We start from the raw sequence: 15,797 nt of genomic DNA, 5'->3' as shown, positions 1-15,797 counted from the left end.
ACCCTTTTCAAAGCCAACTCCCGTGTGTATATTGTGAACTGAAAATGTTCACTAATAATTTCAAACGATTAAAATATTACTATTAATTCGTAACCTATTTTTTAAAAGAAAAATTAGTATTGTGCAACTATGATCACATTTTTAGTTAAATAATTCAATAATTAGACTCGTCACAAGCAAACCACTATGAACCATAAAATAGCCAAGGGACAATGGACCATTGCCATTGCAGGCAGTGTAACAACACTTCTGGCTTTGTTTTTGTGCGTGACTCACTTCCCACTGGGTAGACACATAGATCACATTATTTATGACCAATTCCTACAAAAAAACCACACCCCTCCAGTTACACGAGTCCCTCTTATAATTGATATAGATGAACGCAGCCTTCGCGAAGCGGGTCAATGGCCGTGGCCCCGATACCAGGTAGCCTTCCTGTTAAAAACGTTGCAACAGTATGAAGTTGCGGCCGTGGCTACCGATATTATCTTCGCGGAACCCGACATGAGTTCGCCAATTAATATTCAAAGGAATATCAAGAATATTCTCGGGGTCGACATCAAATTTTCCGGCCTGCCGGATTCACTGAAAGACAATGACAAATTACTTGCAAGCAATTTGAAGACCGGTCCATTCATTTTGGGTTTCGATTTCATAACAAATCCGGATCAGGCCAAAGGAATTGACGCAAACTGCGAACTCACCCCAATTAACCCCACTATCATAAGCAGCCCTGGCGCCATTCCAGTACATGAGGCTCTTCCACAAGCGGTTTCTGCCATATGTCCGCTTCCTCTCTATTCCAGCAATGCTCCTGGCGCAGGCTTCATCACCATTGCTGCCGACGAAGACGCCATCTACAGACGAGTGCCGCTTCTATTTAGCTGGGAAGAAAACGTTTACCCCAGCCTTGCTCTTGCAGCTCTCCGACAGGCGTTTCCTGAACAGAATGTAGTCGTGAAATTAAACGAACGTGGTGTGCAATCCATTCGATTTGGCAACTCTGTTATTCCAACAGATAGACAGGGCAAAATGCTGATCAACTACAGAGGCCCTTCGCGCACTTTTGATTACATCAGCGCAATCGATATACTGCAACGCAAAGCCAGTCCCGCTGACCTAAAAGGGCGTATAGCTTTCATAGGCACCTCCGCTGCAGGCCTCAAAGACATCAGGCCCACCTCTCTCGACCCCGGCTTTCCTGGCGTTGAAGTACATGCAACAATTGTCGACAACATTCTATCCGGACAACCTGTCCGGCAGCCTGAGTGGGCTATTCTGATAGAATTATCTGCAGTTGTGATAACAGGGGCAGCAATAACGATATTGCTCATGTGGACGAACGCTCTATGGCTTAGTGTACCCGCAGTCATCCTTTCGCTGGGAATATGGTTTGGAAGCTCAGCCCTTTTCACTCATTTTCACTTCTTTGCATCGCCCCTATATCCAATATTCACATTGGTCATAACTTTTACTTTCATAACGGCAATCAAGTACTGGCGAGAAGAAAAAGCAAAAGAATACATACACAGTGCGTTCTCCCATTATCTTGCACCGTCCGTTATCTCACAAATAATGGAAAGCCCTGACTTGTTGAAACTTGAGGGTCAGGAAAAGGAAGTGTCGATACAGTTCTCCGACGTACGTGATTTCACCTCCATATCCGAGAAACTCCCGCCTAAACAGGTAACCACCTTGCTGCATGATTATTTGACCCCCATGACCGAAATCATAACCCAGCACAATGGCACGCTGGACAAATTCATTGGCGATGCGGTCATGGCTTTCTGGAATGCGCCCGTTGATGTCGAAAATCATCAGATTAAGTCAGTGAAAGCAGCTCTTGCCCAACAAAAGGAGCTCGCTAAACTGAATAATATCTTTCTGGAAAGCTATGGAATAACAATCCAGGCAGGCATTGGACTTCACTCCGGTTTGGTACATGTCGGGAATATGGGAACCACGGAGCTTTTTGACTACACCTTGATAGGCGATAACGTGAATCTGGCCTCACGGATCGAGGGATTAACTAAATTTTACGGCCTGGAAATTCTTGTTAGCAGAAGTATCGTTACTGCTTGCGGTGATGATTTTCTCTTCCGCTTCATAGACAAGGTCAAAGTAAAGGGGAAAGCCAAACCTGTCGCTGTTTACACGGTATATGAGCATGATGATGTTGATCATCGGATAGAAGAATTCAATCTTTTTGATAAGGCATTAGAGTCATACGCTAAAGGCCAATTCGCCGAGACCATGGAACTAATACGCAAACTGAAGACATTTGGAACTGATGATGTTCTTTACAGTCTTTATGAAAAGCGATGCAATACTCTGATAAATAACCCGCCCGAAGTATGGGACGGAATTTATCAACATACAAAGAAATAAAAAAGGGACCACGCAAACGCAGTCCCCTGATTAACCTTCGTATCATCAAGTCTTACGGATTATTCATCATGCCTTCGATGAACTCATCCGGCCACAGCGCAGGTGAAGGATCTCCTTCAGTCAGGCGCTTCTTGGCGTCTTCATCCAGTTTGAAGCCATTTTTAATGAAGCTCGTATAAAAGCCGGCGGCATCAATATCACCTATGAGGATGCAGCCCACAAGCTTATCGTCTTTGAAAATGAGCTTTCTATACACACTTCTCTCACGATCAAGGTGGACATCTGTTTCATATCCCTCATCACCGTCGAGATTTGTTTCGCCAACCGAAATTGTTGCCAGTCCGTAATAGGTAATGGAGTTCATGGACAGGCCACCGGTATAGGGATTGTTGGCGCCAGCCATGTTCATTCCAGCATACCTTCCCTGTGAATAGGCATTCGGCCAAATGGGGCGAACAGTGAACTCTCCGGTCAACAAGTCCCGAGCTTCTGCAACGTCACCTGCAGCAAAGACGTCTTCGTCATTGGTGCCCATGTAATCGTTGACTCTGATTCCCTGATTGGTCTCAATTCCGGCCTGAGTTGCCAGCCCCATATTCGGTCGCACACCTGCTGCAACGATCACGACATCTGCTTCAACTAATCCTTCATCAGTTTCAACACCTTTGATGGTTCCATCACCCAGGCGGACAATTTCCTTTGTACCGCACCCTTGAAGAAAACGAATACCGTTTTTCTCGAGGTGTTCAACGATCAATTCACTGGCAGTATCATCAAAATATGTCCGCATGATACGGGACCGGACCACAATTGTTACGTCGACACCTTTTTCTGCGAAACCTTCAGCAGCCTTCAAAGCAATAAGCCCTGCTCCAATGACCACGACCTTCTGGACCTTATCCACCAACTCACGCAACGCCTCGGCATGTGCAACCGTAGTAAAATTGTGGACTCCAGGCCCTTCAATGCCTGGCAGTGGAGGCTGAACAGGGGACCCCCCTGTAGCAATGAGCAGTTTGCCGTATTGAACCTCTTCCCCGCTGTCCAGGATCAACTTGTTTTCTGCTGAGTTGATCGAGAGGACACGTGAGCCAAGCTTCATTTCTACATTGTTTTTCTTGTAGAATTCTTCTGGGCGGAACGGGAGTGTTTCAAATTTGATCTTGTCAGAAAGATAATAGGAAATGAGAGGACGCCCATATGTTGGCACCTCTTCGTCACTGACAACCAAAATACTCCCCGATGTATCATGTTGGCGAATCCCTTCGATTGCTCCGATAGCGGAAACGCCATTTCCGACAATTACGTAATCCATGTTTTCTCTCCCTCATTAAGTGTTTGAGCTTTTTGCCAAATATGACAAAATTGAAGCTTTTCACTATTGCGAACTGTTTTCCTACCTATTTTTTTGTCAAAAATCCATAATTATAAATTTAAACAGGTGTTTCAGGTTAAACTCTTAAAATATTTAAGATAATGGGTGTTTGCAAGATCATTCAAGACAAGTTATTTAAAGCACCTTCAAAACCGTAACTCCAAAGAGAATTATCCCGTGAGTATAAAAGGTAATAAAGTACTGATAGCAAACAGAGGCGAAATAGCTGTTAGAATCATGGAGGCCTGTCATGAGCTCGGCCTTCCGTTCGTTGCTCTGTATACAAAAGAAGACAAAGAATCCGGACACACTGACGTTGCCCGCAAATTGGGTGGAGAGCAGTCCCTGTACCGCATCAACAATTATCTCGACGCAGGAGACATCCTTTCGGTTGCCGATGAAGCTGGGGCCACAGCCATTCATCCCGGGTATGGATTCTTCTCGGAAAACTACCGCTTTGCACGACGCGTGACAGAGCGAGATCGTCCCATGACCTTCATCGGCCCTTCCTGGCGGGTGATCAGGGACTTGGGTGACAAGATCAATACGAAACGCCTTGCTCGTAAGCTCGGCGTCCCAACAGTTCCCGGCTCAGACCGAGCCATTTACGACGAGTTGGAAGCCGAATCCATTGCTCAGAGTCTTTTCGACTTTCAGGAAAAGATGGGCATTTCCCGCCCGGTCGTTTTGGTCAAGGCATCTGCCGGTGGTGGTGGAATGGGTATTGACGAATGCGAAGACATGGCGCGTTTCAGACAAACGTATCGTCGCATCCGCAACTTCTCACTCCGCACATTCAACGATGAAGGCATACTCATCGAGCAGCGCGTATTCGACTTCAACCACCTGGAAGTTCAGATCGCTTCTGATCGCTCTGGAACCAATCCTGTTCACTTCGGCACCCGTAACTGTTCGGTTCAGTCTCCCGGACTGCAAAAACGTATCGAAGTGGCACCAGGCTTTTGGCCACAGGGCATGAACTACACATTCAACGCTCAGAAACTCCTCGACGACATCACTGAATACTCCCTCTCCATTGCCCGAGAGATCAAATACGACAACGTCGGGACATGGGAATGGATCGTCACTCCACAAGGAGAGCCTTTCCTGATGGAAGTTAACACACGCATCCAGGTTGAGAATGGTGTTTCCGCAGATATTGCTTCTGTTAAAGGAAACAACGACGTTAATCTGATCCGCGAGCAAATCCGCATCGGCCTGGGCGAGCCACTTGGCTACAAGCAGGAAGACGTCACCTTTGACGGGGTCAGCATTGAATACCGACTGATTGCCGAAGACACCGACAACGGATTTGCACCCTGGGTTGGCATGATTCAGGAGTTGGGCTGGCAGAAAAAGGATTGGATCCGTTTCCATACTCACGTCCCCCAAGACAGGCCGTATCAGATTCCCACGGAATACGATCCGAACCTGGCCCTGGCCATCATCTGGGGTAAAGATCTGGCCGAAGCCAAAGAGCGAGGCGTTGCCTTCCTCAAGGATTTGAAGCTCAACGGCGCAGACTCCAGTGGCCTGGACATGAAATCAAATATTCCGTTCCTTATTGAAAAGACGGAAAATCTTCTTGAATTCTAAAAGACAGCACTATGAATATAGACAAAAAACTCAATGAGTTACTAGAACGGGTCAACTATGCCCGCGAGATATTAGGTAATAAACAGCGCCCGGAGCTTGACGCTTTTGCTCAAGAAATCGGCAAGTTTCCTGCCAAATATAATCATGAGGCCGAGGACAAGCGCATCCGAGCAGTCGAAGCACTGGGCAAGCGTCTGGAAGCTGTCGAAGCTGCCATTGACGGTCAACTGACCGCCATGGACAAGGTCCGCATCGTCAGGCATCCCCAGCGTATCTGTCTGAAAGACATCCTGGAAAACGTCTACGACAATTACACTGAAGTCGGTGGAATGGACGAACACTCCATCGACCCCGGCATGGTCATTGCCCGTGCGTACATTACGCGCCGTAAGGGCAAAAAGATCATCAACCAGCCTGTTATGGTTGTTGGGCAGGAAAAAGGCCATGGACAGGAGTTTCGTAACGGAGGCTCCATCAAGCCATGGGGTAACTCCAAGGCCTTGAAGTACATGAAAGTTGCCGCCCGTGAGCAGATTCCCATTCACGCTTATGTCAACACCCCCGGCTCCTACCCTATTGAGGACTACCCGGGAGCGGCACAGCAAATTGCTGAAAACATATATGAAATGGCGGGAATCCCCGTTCCTATCATTGCCATCTTCTCCGAAGGCGGGTCTGGCGGTGCTGAAGCCATCGGAATGGCTGACAAGCGACTCATGCTTTCCCACGGCTACTATTCGGTTATTTCACCTGAGGGAGCCGCAGCAATTGAAGGTCGCATCAAATCGACCGAACGCGCTCCGACCGAACTGATTGAATCCTGCGCCATAGCGCAGCAGATCACCGCTCAGGACAACCTGAAGAACGGTTACATTGATGAGATCATCCAAGAGCCGCCCCTCGGTGCTCGCGCCGATCATTTTGACTTCTATAAGCAGGTACGTGATCAGGTCGTCAGGGCAACCGATGAGGTTACTCTTTCGGTCCGTGGACTTCGACTCTTTCGGGCAATTGCCCTCCGTCACTTCCGTAAACACACGGATATCATTGTCAGATGGACAATGAATGACACTGCTCGCGAGCGATTGATCTCACGCCGTTTCAAAAAATATCGCAAGCTTGCCAAACATGCTTTCAAAGACAACCGATCGATGCTGGAAAAGCTGAACGCTACCAGCAGCGGTATTGTCTCCAGCACCACTTCAATCATCCTGTATGATCTGGTAAAGCCCTTCAAGCAACGCATCAGCCGTGTTTGCGAAGAGACCATGGATGAAATCCATGTCGTAACAGGTAGAGTCGATGCCCTGTATCGCAACATATCCAAAAAACTCGGTATAAAATCCGAGGTAGAACGACAGCAGGAAATTGATCTGACAGGTCTTTCAAAAGCCGAAGGCTCAGAAAGTCTTGTGGTGAACGGAAATGGCTATGTCAGCCCACAAGCCAAGCTCGACAGGGAAATATCTTGCCCTCATTCGGAAAAGCGAGGCTGCCTCGATATCTGGGCGCGAGACCTGTTCACCGATTTTGCCGGAGTGTGTCCGCATTGCGGTTACAACTTCCCCATGGAATACCAATGGTATCTCCACAATATATTTGATGAAGATTCCATCCGGGAATTCAACCGCGACATCTCATGCGGCAACCCAACCGGCTTTCCCAACTTTGAAAAGCGCGTTGAAGCCGCAAAAGAGAAAACCGGACTTGAGAGCGGCTGCATGACCTTCAATGCTTCTCTTGAAGGGATCCATCTGACCTGCGCCACACTGATCGCCAACTTCCGAGGTGGCTCGGTTGGAGCTGCAGAAGGTGAGAAATTCATCCGAGCCCTGGAGCTTGCTCAAACCAAGCACCAGCCTTTCCTGGCGTATGTCCATGGAACAGCCGGAATTCGCATTCAGGAAGGCGTTAACGGCTTGATTCAGATGCCGCGCTGTACCATGGCCGTCAGAAAGTACATTGAAGCCGGTGGGCTCTACATCGTGCTCTATGACACCAACTCCTATGCTGGACCGGTTGCATCCTTCCTTGGCTGTTCCCCCTATCAGTATGCCGTACGCTCTTCGCGACTCGGGTTTGCTGGACCGGGCGTTATCAAGGAAACCACCGGTATCGAGATTCCGCCGGATTATCATAACTGCTTCAAAGCACTCTCCCGAGGACATATCCAGGGAGTCTGGAGCAGAAAAGACATCAGGAAGAACCTGCAGCACACCTTTTTGACCATTGGTGGTAGAAACCTCTACTACCGATAAGTCAGAATAGACATCAAGCACTAAAGGGGCGGTCGCATTAGCGGCCGCCCCTTTTAATTGGTTGCGTATTTTTATCTCAGAGGTTTGATATCCTGATGTGTAACCCAATTAATCGACAACCGTAACTGCGAGGTAACAATAGAGATCAGTTGGCATGTAGGTATGTGTGACTAGGATTCAGGAGAGCCATTCTATTCAATCACATGTGACTTGGATTAGTATCATATGAGCAACTCACTGCTATTTCGATTATTCACCAACCGAAATCCAACCAAACAGGACGAATCTATGCACACGGAACTTCCTCAACTTCTCATGGCAAATGAGTGTTGCGGGACAAGTAGTCACCATGCTTTGATCCTCATTGCAATCAAGGATTACTCCATCCTCAAAGAAATGTACGGGATCAGTTTTATCGAGCAATTGGAGTTTGAACTGAAGCAAATCCTGACAGACTCAGAAAACACTAGCAATGACAATACCCTACAACACGTTGGGCCTGGAGAAATGGCTATCTTAATCCCTCATAAAGGAAATGCCGCCGATCTCGCATATAAATACAAAATACAGGCCCAGAACGGACTGAAGAAAACCATGTATCGCCAAACCGGACTGGGTATTGATTTGGGCATGGGCTATGCTTTGCTCAATAATGAAAGCGGTTTCAACCTTACATCCCAGTACGCAACCGCTCTCGTTGAGGCAAGGCGAATGATACGCATCCCTTTGAACATGAAGGGACTATCCATAGCCAATCGTTTCAATAGTGTGTTGTCCGATCGCCTCATATCAACTGTATTCCAACCTATTCTCGATTTTAAAACCGGCAGCATTTTCGGCTGGGAGGCTTTGACTAGAGGCCCCGCAGGATCATCCTTCGAATCTCCGGTGGTTCTCTTTGAAACAGCCGAACAATTGGGAAGATTGTTCGCCCTGGAGAAACTTTGCAGGGAGTCGGCAGTAGCCAGTATAGGCATGCTGGCACCAGGACAACGGCTTTTTCTTAATATCCACCCTAAAACCATGGCTGACCCGGAATTCACCCCGGGTAAGACCCTTGAATTGATGGAACAAGCCGGATTGACCCCTGACAACATCGTTTTTGAAATTACCGAGCGACACAGTGTTCAGGAGTTTGCACTATTCCACCGCACACTCGATCACTACCGCAATCAGGGATTTAAAGTCGCAGTGGATGATGCAGGAGCTGGGTACGCTGGCCTGACGACTATCGCAGAAATGCAGCCGGATTATATCAAGCTTGATAAGTCGCTGATTTCAGGCATCCACAAAGATCCTGTAAAGCGGGCATTGGTGGAAACGACAGTCACTTTTGCAGATAAAATCGGGTCCAAGATCATAGGAGAAGGAGTCGAATCAAAAGCCCAAGCTGTATGCCTCAAGGATATTGGAGTACATTGCGGCCAGGGGTATTTCATCTCACGTCCCAGCTTACCTAAACCAACATTGACCAAAGAGTGTCTTGACCTCCAATCCGTTAGCGATGTGACTAATAAAAGCATCACCTGCTCTATCCCGGTGGGCGACATAGCCAAAGCGCCCCATGCTCTTCCCCCATCGTTCCTCGTCTCAGACGCACAAAACTTTTTCAAGAAGAACAACAGGTTCAGCAATATCGTCATAGCAGAAAACGATATGCCTATTGGTTTGGTAATGGAATACCACCTCAACCGACAACTTTCTTCCCAGTATGGTGTCGCACTGTATTACAAACGATCCATTGACTCGGTAATGGATTCAAAACCACTGATTGTTGACATCGACATGCCGGTTGAACAGGCAGCTCGAAAAGCAATGAAACGGGAGCCGCTCAAGGCCTATGATGACATCATAATCACCAGAAAAGGCTATTTGTATGGTGTTGTCTCGGTTCAAAGCCTACTCAATGCACTTGCAAAAATTCAGATCGACATGGCCAAAGGGACCAATCCTCTCACTGGTCTGCCCGGGAATGTATCCATTGAACGCGAAGTGGAAAGCCGTATTCAACAAAACAAGCGATTCAGCATCATTTACGCGGATTTGGATCACTTTAAAGTATACAATGATACCTACGGATTCAAAAACGGTGATCAAATCATACGACTCGCAGCAGACATCATGAGTTGGGCCATGAAAAAGCACTCGGACAAGGATTCCCTACTCTGCCATATCGGTGGTGACGACTTCGTTCTTATGACCAACCCACAATCAGTCGAACGAATCTGCAAGTCCATCACACGTTGTTTTGGCCGATTGGTTAGCAACTGCTATTGTACTGAAGACCGAGAGCGAGGCTGGATTCAAGCTGTGGGGCGTGATGGCAAAGAAGGAAAGTTTCCACTTATCACGATCTCTCTTGGAGTCATCGAAATATGTGGTCAATGCTCGTTGATGGAAATTGGCGAGCGAGCAGCCCACATCAAGAAGTTCGCTAAGTCCAAGCCGGGGAACTCCGTAGCGCTGGATAGGCGTCCCCCTTTGGGTACCGAATAAAAAAGGCGCTCTTTGTAAGAAGAGACCTCTGCGCATCCCCTTTTCGCGTCCGTGCCTTGCGCTCCGCACCCAATTTGATGTTCTGACCGCACCCCAGCTTGGGCTCATTCCCGGCCTTTTCCTGCCATTTCTGGCCGAAATGCCGGATTTTGGACGCACCTCTCCCTTCAGGCTCGCGCCAGTCGAACAGCTTTTTTCAAATTGAACGCCATGGCGAGGATGTGGAACTCTCCCTCCACCTTCTCACGACCCACGTATCGGGACCGAAAGAATGCGTAGCCACGTTTGAGTGTGCCGAAGGCCCGCTCGACTATTTGCCGAATGCTGCTGATGTCACGGTTGCGGGTCTTTTCGAAGTCTGTCAGCCTGCCGCCACGAGGCGTCTTGTCCATGGTTCCGTCCTCCAAATCGCGATCAAACAGAATGTCCCGGTTCTTCCCGCTGCAATAGCCCTTGTCCGCATAAACCCGTGCGCCGGGATCAAGGCCGACGCCATTCACGAGCCGCTCGAATTCGCCCGTGTCCGAATGGTTCGCGGGAGTGATGTGACCACAGAGCAGAAACCCGTCTCGACTGTCCGTCGCGGCATGGAGCTTGTAGCCGTAATAGGCCCGATTTCTCTTGCGGAGCCAGGCCGCCTCCTCGTCATCCGAATAGCTGACCCGGCAGTCCACCGGCCCATCCTGTTCTTCGGCGTCCTCGGAACGGTCCTCAGGCATCACGTCGATAACCTTGCGCGGCCGCCGCTGCGACTCGACTACCGAGGCGTCCACCACGGCTCCCTCACGGACAAGAAGCCCTTGTCCTTCAAGCTGGCGGTTAAGCATGTCGAGCAAGGAGTCCAGCACCTTCAGGCGGATCAAACCGTTACGGAAACGGCATATGGTGGTCTCGTCCGGCACGTCGTCCTCGATGGAAAAACCGGTAAATCTGACAAAGGAGAGCCGGTCGAGCAGCGCCTGCTCCACGCCCGGATCACTCAGGTTGTACCAACGCTGCAAGAGCAGAATCTTGAACATCGCCAGAGGCGGATAGGCGGGATTGCCCACGGCGTTGGCCTTGCGCCTGATCTTCTTGCACAGAAAGGCGTTGATGGGCTGCCAGTCGATGAGTTCGTTGATCTCATCCAGAAATGTGGTCTTGGTTCTGCGGTGCCCCAGGAAGTAATCACCCAACCGAGGTCCTTTCTGCCGAATAGCCATGCCTTCCTCCTTTGGATGGAGAAATAATAGCATAATAAATCAAATAGTTAAAGAGTAAAAGTGTGGGATTTGCCGTGCAGAGGTCTCAAGAAACAAAGAGCGCCTTTGTAAGCATGTATTATCGGGTAAGTCGACGGAACTTGATTCTGTGCGGCTGATCAGCATCCACGCCAAGACGCTTTTTGCGATCCTCAACGTAATCACTGTAGTTACCTTCGACAAACTCCACCTTGGAGTCACCCTCAAAGGCAATGATGTGGGTCGCGATTCGATCCAGGAACCAACGATCGTGGCTGATAACCAGTACACAACCGGCAAAGTTCTCCAAACCATCCTCAAGGGCGCGCATAGTGTTCACATCGAGGTCGTTGGTTGGCTCATCCAAGAGCAGAACGTTTGCGCCTGACTTGAGCATCTGGGCCATGTGAACTCTGTTTCGTTCACCACCAGACAGGACTGCAACATCCTTTTGCTGGTCGGAACCGGCAAAATTGAACCGAGAGCAGTAGGCTCTGGCATTGATGTCTCGATCGCCCAGTTTGATGAATTCGGCGCCTTCGCTGATGATCTCATATACCGTTTTACCGGGGACCAGGGATTCACGATTCTGGTCCGCATAAGCCAACTTGACTGTCTGACCCGTCTGCATTTCGCCGGAGTCAGGAGTCTCCTCACCGGTAATCATCTTGAAAAGCGTGGATTTACCCGCACCGTTCGGACCGATGATACCAACAATTGCGTTGGGCGGAAGGATGAAGTTCATGTCCTCCATCAACAACTTGTCGCCCATGGATTTAGTCACATTCTCAGCAACAACAACCTGTTTGCCAAGGTGCGGTCCCGGCGGAATGTAGATCTGCAGATCATCTGCAAGACGTTCACTCTCATGAGAGACCATAGCCTCGTACGCATTGATACGTGCCTTACCTTTGGCTCGACGCCCCTTCGGGGACATCTTGATCCACTCCAATTCGCGAGAAAGTGTTTTCTGGCGCTCGGCGTCCTGTTTGGCTTCCTGCGCAAGACGATTCTGTTTCTGCTCCAACCATGAGGAGTAGTTCCCCTTCCAGGGAATTCCTCGTCCTCTGTCGAGCTCAAGAATCCAGCCCGCAACATTATCAAGGAAGTAGCGATCGTGAGTTACAGCGATGACTGTACCCGGGAAGGTGGAAAGGAATTTTTCCAACCATGCAACCGAGTCGGCATCAAGGTGGTTGGTAGGCTCATCAAGAAGCAGAATATCAGGAGACTGCAAGAGCAGACGGCACAGAGCAACACGACGCTTTTCACCACCGGAAATCACCTCAACCGAAGTGTCCCCGGGAGGGCAACGCAAAGAATCCATGGCCATGTCGAGGCGGGAGTCGATATCCCATGCGCCCTTGGCGTCCATCAACTCCTGAACCTGGCCCTGACGCTCGATAAGAGCATCCATTTCCTCGGGCTCCATCGGCTCGGCAAACTTCTCGTTGATCTCGTTGTATTCACGGATGATATCCATGATTTCCTTGACGCCTTCCTCTACGACTTCACGCACGGTGCGCGTTTCGCCTATCAGAGGTTCCTGCTCAAGGTATCCGACTGTGTACCCGTCCTTAACATGTGTCTCGCCGTCGAACTCGGTATCTACACCGGCAAGGATCTTCAGCAAGGAACTCTTACCCGAGCCGTTCAGACCGAGTACGCCGATCTTGGCGCCATAAAAATATGATAGAGAAATATCCTTCAGTACTTCGCGTTGACCATGACGTTTGGTCACTTTGTACATGGAATAAATAATCTTTTCTGACTCGTTACTCATTTCTACCTCAAAAATGATAGTTTACATCAAGAGCCAGATGAGTCTCAAAGAAGCATGACTTTGTAAAGGGAAAAGGGGAGCTTTCGCTCCCCTTTCGATTTATGCATATGATTGCAGGACTTTTTTCAATTCCTCTTTGTCGTATCGCTTCTTGGCGAGGACCTCGGAGGTTGGATACGGTTCCTTGTCATTTTTATACAAAACCCCCAGGGGAATCTTGTCCGGGAACTCGTCAGCAAGCTTCATTGCTGCAATCCAGTCGCTGGGATCATGATCTTCAAGGATATAACTATGCTCCTTGTACCATCCAAATGTATTAACCTTGTTGAAGGATACGCAGGGCTGCATGATGTCAATCAGGGCAAACCCCTTGTGTTCGATGCCTGCCTTTATCATGGAGGCGAGGTGATCGGTTTCACCCGTAAAGGCACGCGCAACAAAGCTGGCTTTCATGGAGATGGCAACAGCCACAGGGTTGAAAGCCTCGGAAGGCACGCCGTCCGGCTGTGTTTTGGTGACCTGACCACGGGTGGTCGTCGGACTGCCCTGCCCTTTGGTCAAACCATAAATCTGGTTATTGTGAACCAGAAGGGTAATGTCCATATTTCGACGAATGGCAGCCAAAAAGTGGTTTCCACCTTCACCGTAAGAACAACCATCACCTGACTGACAAATGACAGGCATCTCAGGGTTTGCCATCTTCATGCCTTGGGCCACCGGCAGAGAACGCCCATGCAACCCGTTGAACATGTTGCATTTCATGTAATGCGGAGTCTTTGCAGCCTGACCAATGCCCGACGAAACAAGAATTTCATGAGGTTGAAGCCCAAGGCCGACAAGTGCCTCTTTCATGCCTTTGAGCAAGGGAAAGTTACCACATCCCGGGCACCAGCTCGTATCAAATTCACCGTATTGTTCAATGGAGACCATATTCACGCTCCTTAAATTATAGACTTGAGTCCCTTGAGGACATACTGCGGCGACAACGGACGACCATCAAAACGAAGGACGTAGCTTCCAACCCTGAACCCTGTTTCCTGGGCCACCAGCTTGGCGAACTGCCCGGTCGCATTGCCTTCAACGGCAACGACTTCACCAGCAGACTCAAGGTAATCCATGAACTGCTCCTCACGCAGTGGATAAACTTGCTTGAAATGCAGGACACTGACTTTCTTGCCTTCATACTTGTCCGCAGCTTCAAGACAGGCTCCGACAGATGAACCCCAGCACATCAAAAGGACATCTGGGTTCTCTTCACCGTAATAATCGGGACCAATCACATCCTGCCAAATGCCGCACCCTTTCACGAGGCGCTTTGAATTCTGGCGAACGCGATTATCAGGATCTTCAGTCATGGAGCTGTTCTCAGCATGCTCATGCGAATCTGCGCGGACCAGTTGTTCCGAAAAGCCGGGAATAAGTCGCGGAGAGATTCCATCTTCGGTCAGTTCGTAGCGCAGATATGGGTCTGCATCCGTTTCGAGCATGGGGTCCGCCACCTCTGGAAGCGTGTCGACATCAAACATTTCGACATCCCGATAGGAATCAGCCAGATACTGATCAGATAAGACGAACATCGGAGTCTGGTACTGCTCGGCAAGGTCAAACGCCCTATGCGTAAGGTAAAAGCACTCCTCTACGGTTCCGGGAGCAAAAATGGCGCGGGGAAACTCACCATGTCCTGCATAAAGGACTAGGTTGAGATCAGCCTGTTCAGTTCTGGTTGCAAGTCCGGTTGCAGGTCCTGGCCGTTGAACAACAATTGTAACCACCGGCGTTTCCGATACACCGGCAAGGCTTATTCCCTCGGTCATGAGGGCAAAGCCTCCACCGGAGGTTGTCACCATTGCCTTGGCTCCGGCAAAGGATGCGCCAATGGCAATGTTCATAGCAGCAATTTCGTCCTCAACCTGTTCATACTTCATGCCCAGGTGCCGCCCCTTGGTGATCATGGTCGTGGCCACCGAAGTGGATGGTGTCATCGGGTAAAATGAAACAAAATTGCAACCGGCTGCCAACGCCCCCATCGCAATAGCTTCGTTACCATGCATCATCAGCTTGGTCTTACCTTGACTTTCGGGAAGTTCCAAACAAGTGAAGTCCACTTCCTGACTCTTTGCCCATTCATAGGATTTGTGCAGAACTTCGAGATTGGATTTGACGATATCGTCACCCTTTTTCTCGAATCGTTCTTTGAGTAATTTCTCCAGAATAGAGGGATCGACACAAACAGATGCACCCAGCACGCCAAGCGCCACCACATTGTAAAACAACTGCTTGGGAGCCAGTTCCTTGAACGGAATCTTCAGCGCTTTGTGGTCGCCTGTATCAATGTCATCACCGGCAATGATAATGCCATTATCCGTGAGCTCATCGGCATGCAGTTCGACGGTTTCTGCAGTCAGAGCAACCAATATGTCGATATCTTCCGTATGAGACTCTACAGGGGTTGAGCCGAATCGAATGGAGAAAAAGTTATGCCCTCCACGGATACGCGACATGTAGTCCTGATTGACCAGCATGTGGTATCCAGCTCTCGTTACGGCTTTTGCCAACAATTGCCCCACGGTGGCGAGACCTTGTCCCGCTTCACCACCAATGACAACATTCATATTCGCTTCCGACATCGCTACTCCTTTTCAAGGCGTGAATCGTTTGATGGCCGATGGACAACAAAGTCC

The 15,797-nt window shown here is 49.2% G+C and carries 9 protein-coding genes; 4 read left to right on the top strand and 5 right to left on the bottom strand.

Features of this window, described 5'->3' with window-relative positions; translation table 11 throughout:
* The first annotated feature begins 186 nt into the window (after positions 1-186).
* The gene (locus tag DPRO_RS01490) at positions 187-2,388 is read left to right on the top strand and encodes a CHASE2 domain-containing protein (RefSeq protein WP_097010483.1); all 2,202 of its coding nucleotides are present in this window, start codon (positions 187-189) and stop codon (positions 2,386-2,388) included.
* A gap of 52 nt (positions 2,389-2,440) precedes the next feature.
* Here the strand turns inward: DPRO_RS01490 and DPRO_RS01485 are convergent, their stop codons facing one another.
* Positions 2,441-3,703, bottom strand: a complete 1,263-nt coding sequence (locus DPRO_RS01485; RefSeq protein WP_097010482.1) for an NAD(P)/FAD-dependent oxidoreductase — start codon at positions 3,701-3,703, stop codon at positions 2,441-2,443.
* A 237-nt stretch (positions 3,704-3,940) separates the two neighbouring features.
* Here DPRO_RS01485 and DPRO_RS01480 point away from each other — a divergent pair, with 237 nt between their 5' ends.
* From DPRO_RS01480 to DPRO_RS01470, 3 genes are all read left to right on the top strand, one after another.
* Complete coding sequence (locus DPRO_RS01480; RefSeq protein WP_097010481.1) at positions 3,941-5,359, top strand: biotin carboxylase N-terminal domain-containing protein; 1,419 nt, start codon at positions 3,941-3,943, stop codon at positions 5,357-5,359.
* Positions 5,360-5,370: 11 nt separating this feature from the next.
* Positions 5,371-7,617 carry a carboxyl transferase domain-containing protein gene (locus DPRO_RS01475; RefSeq protein ID WP_097010480.1) on the top strand — a complete coding sequence of 749 codons (2,247 nt, stop codon included), beginning with the start codon at positions 5,371-5,373 and terminating at the stop codon, positions 7,615-7,617.
* Positions 7,618-7,905: 288 nt separating this feature from the next.
* Complete coding sequence (locus DPRO_RS01470) at positions 7,906-10,113, top strand: GGDEF domain-containing protein (protein WP_097010479.1); 2,208 nt, start codon at positions 7,906-7,908, stop codon at positions 10,111-10,113.
* 167 nt (positions 10,114-10,280) lie between these two features.
* Here DPRO_RS01470 and DPRO_RS01465 read toward each other — a convergent pair whose 3' ends face one another.
* The 4 genes from DPRO_RS01465 to DPRO_RS01450 form a co-directional block, all read right to left on the bottom strand.
* A complete protein-coding gene (locus tag DPRO_RS01465; RefSeq protein ID WP_097010253.1) occupies positions 10,281-11,348 on the bottom strand; it encodes an IS5 family transposase in 1,068 nt (355 codons plus the stop codon).
* Positions 11,349-11,433: 85 nt separating this feature from the next.
* Entirely contained in the window at positions 11,434-13,116 is a 1,683-nt protein-coding gene (gene ettA, locus DPRO_RS01460) for an energy-dependent translational throttle protein EttA (RefSeq protein ID WP_097010478.1), read from the bottom strand.
* 99 nt (positions 13,117-13,215) lie between these two features.
* Positions 13,216-14,046, bottom strand: coding sequence for a 2-oxoacid:ferredoxin oxidoreductase subunit beta (locus DPRO_RS01455; RefSeq protein WP_097010477.1), 831 nt, complete (start codon positions 14,044-14,046; stop codon positions 13,216-13,218).
* An 11-nt stretch (positions 14,047-14,057) separates the two neighbouring features.
* Positions 14,058-15,743: a 2-oxoacid:acceptor oxidoreductase subunit alpha gene (locus DPRO_RS01450; RefSeq protein WP_097010476.1), complete on the bottom strand. Its 1,686-nt coding sequence runs from the start codon at positions 15,741-15,743 to the stop codon at positions 14,058-14,060.
* Positions 15,744-15,797 lie beyond the last annotated feature (54 nt).

It is taken from the genome of Pseudodesulfovibrio profundus (assembly GCF_900217235.1).
Taxonomy (GTDB): Bacteria; Desulfobacterota; Desulfovibrionia; order Desulfovibrionales; family Desulfovibrionaceae; genus Pseudodesulfovibrio; species Pseudodesulfovibrio profundus.
This window is presented reverse-complemented; position numbering and strand designations above follow the sequence as displayed.

Excerpts from the sequence above, each read along its gene's own strand:
- DPRO_RS01475 (WP_097010480.1), top strand. The coding sequence starts at position 5,371 with ATGAATATAGACAAAAAACTCAATGAGTTACTAGAACGGGTCAACTAT.
- ettA (WP_097010478.1), bottom strand. The coding sequence starts at position 13,116 with ATGAGTAACGAGTCAGAAAAGATTATTTATTCCATGTACAAAGTGACC.
- DPRO_RS01485 (WP_097010482.1), bottom strand. The coding sequence starts at position 3,703 with ATGGATTACGTAATTGTCGGAAATGGCGTTTCCGCTATCGGAGCAATC.
- DPRO_RS01465 (WP_097010253.1), bottom strand. The coding sequence starts at position 11,348 with ATGCTATTATTTCTCCATCCAAAGGAGGAAGGCATGGCTATTCGGCAG.
- DPRO_RS01455 (WP_097010477.1), bottom strand. The coding sequence starts at position 14,046 with ATGGTCTCCATTGAACAATACGGTGAATTTGATACGAGCTGGTGCCCG.
- DPRO_RS01470 (WP_097010479.1), top strand. The coding sequence starts at position 7,906 with ATGCACACGGAACTTCCTCAACTTCTCATGGCAAATGAGTGTTGCGGG.
- DPRO_RS01490 (WP_097010483.1), top strand. The coding sequence starts at position 187 with ATGAACCATAAAATAGCCAAGGGACAATGGACCATTGCCATTGCAGGC.
- DPRO_RS01450 (WP_097010476.1), bottom strand. The coding sequence starts at position 15,743 with ATGTCGGAAGCGAATATGAATGTTGTCATTGGTGGTGAAGCGGGACAA.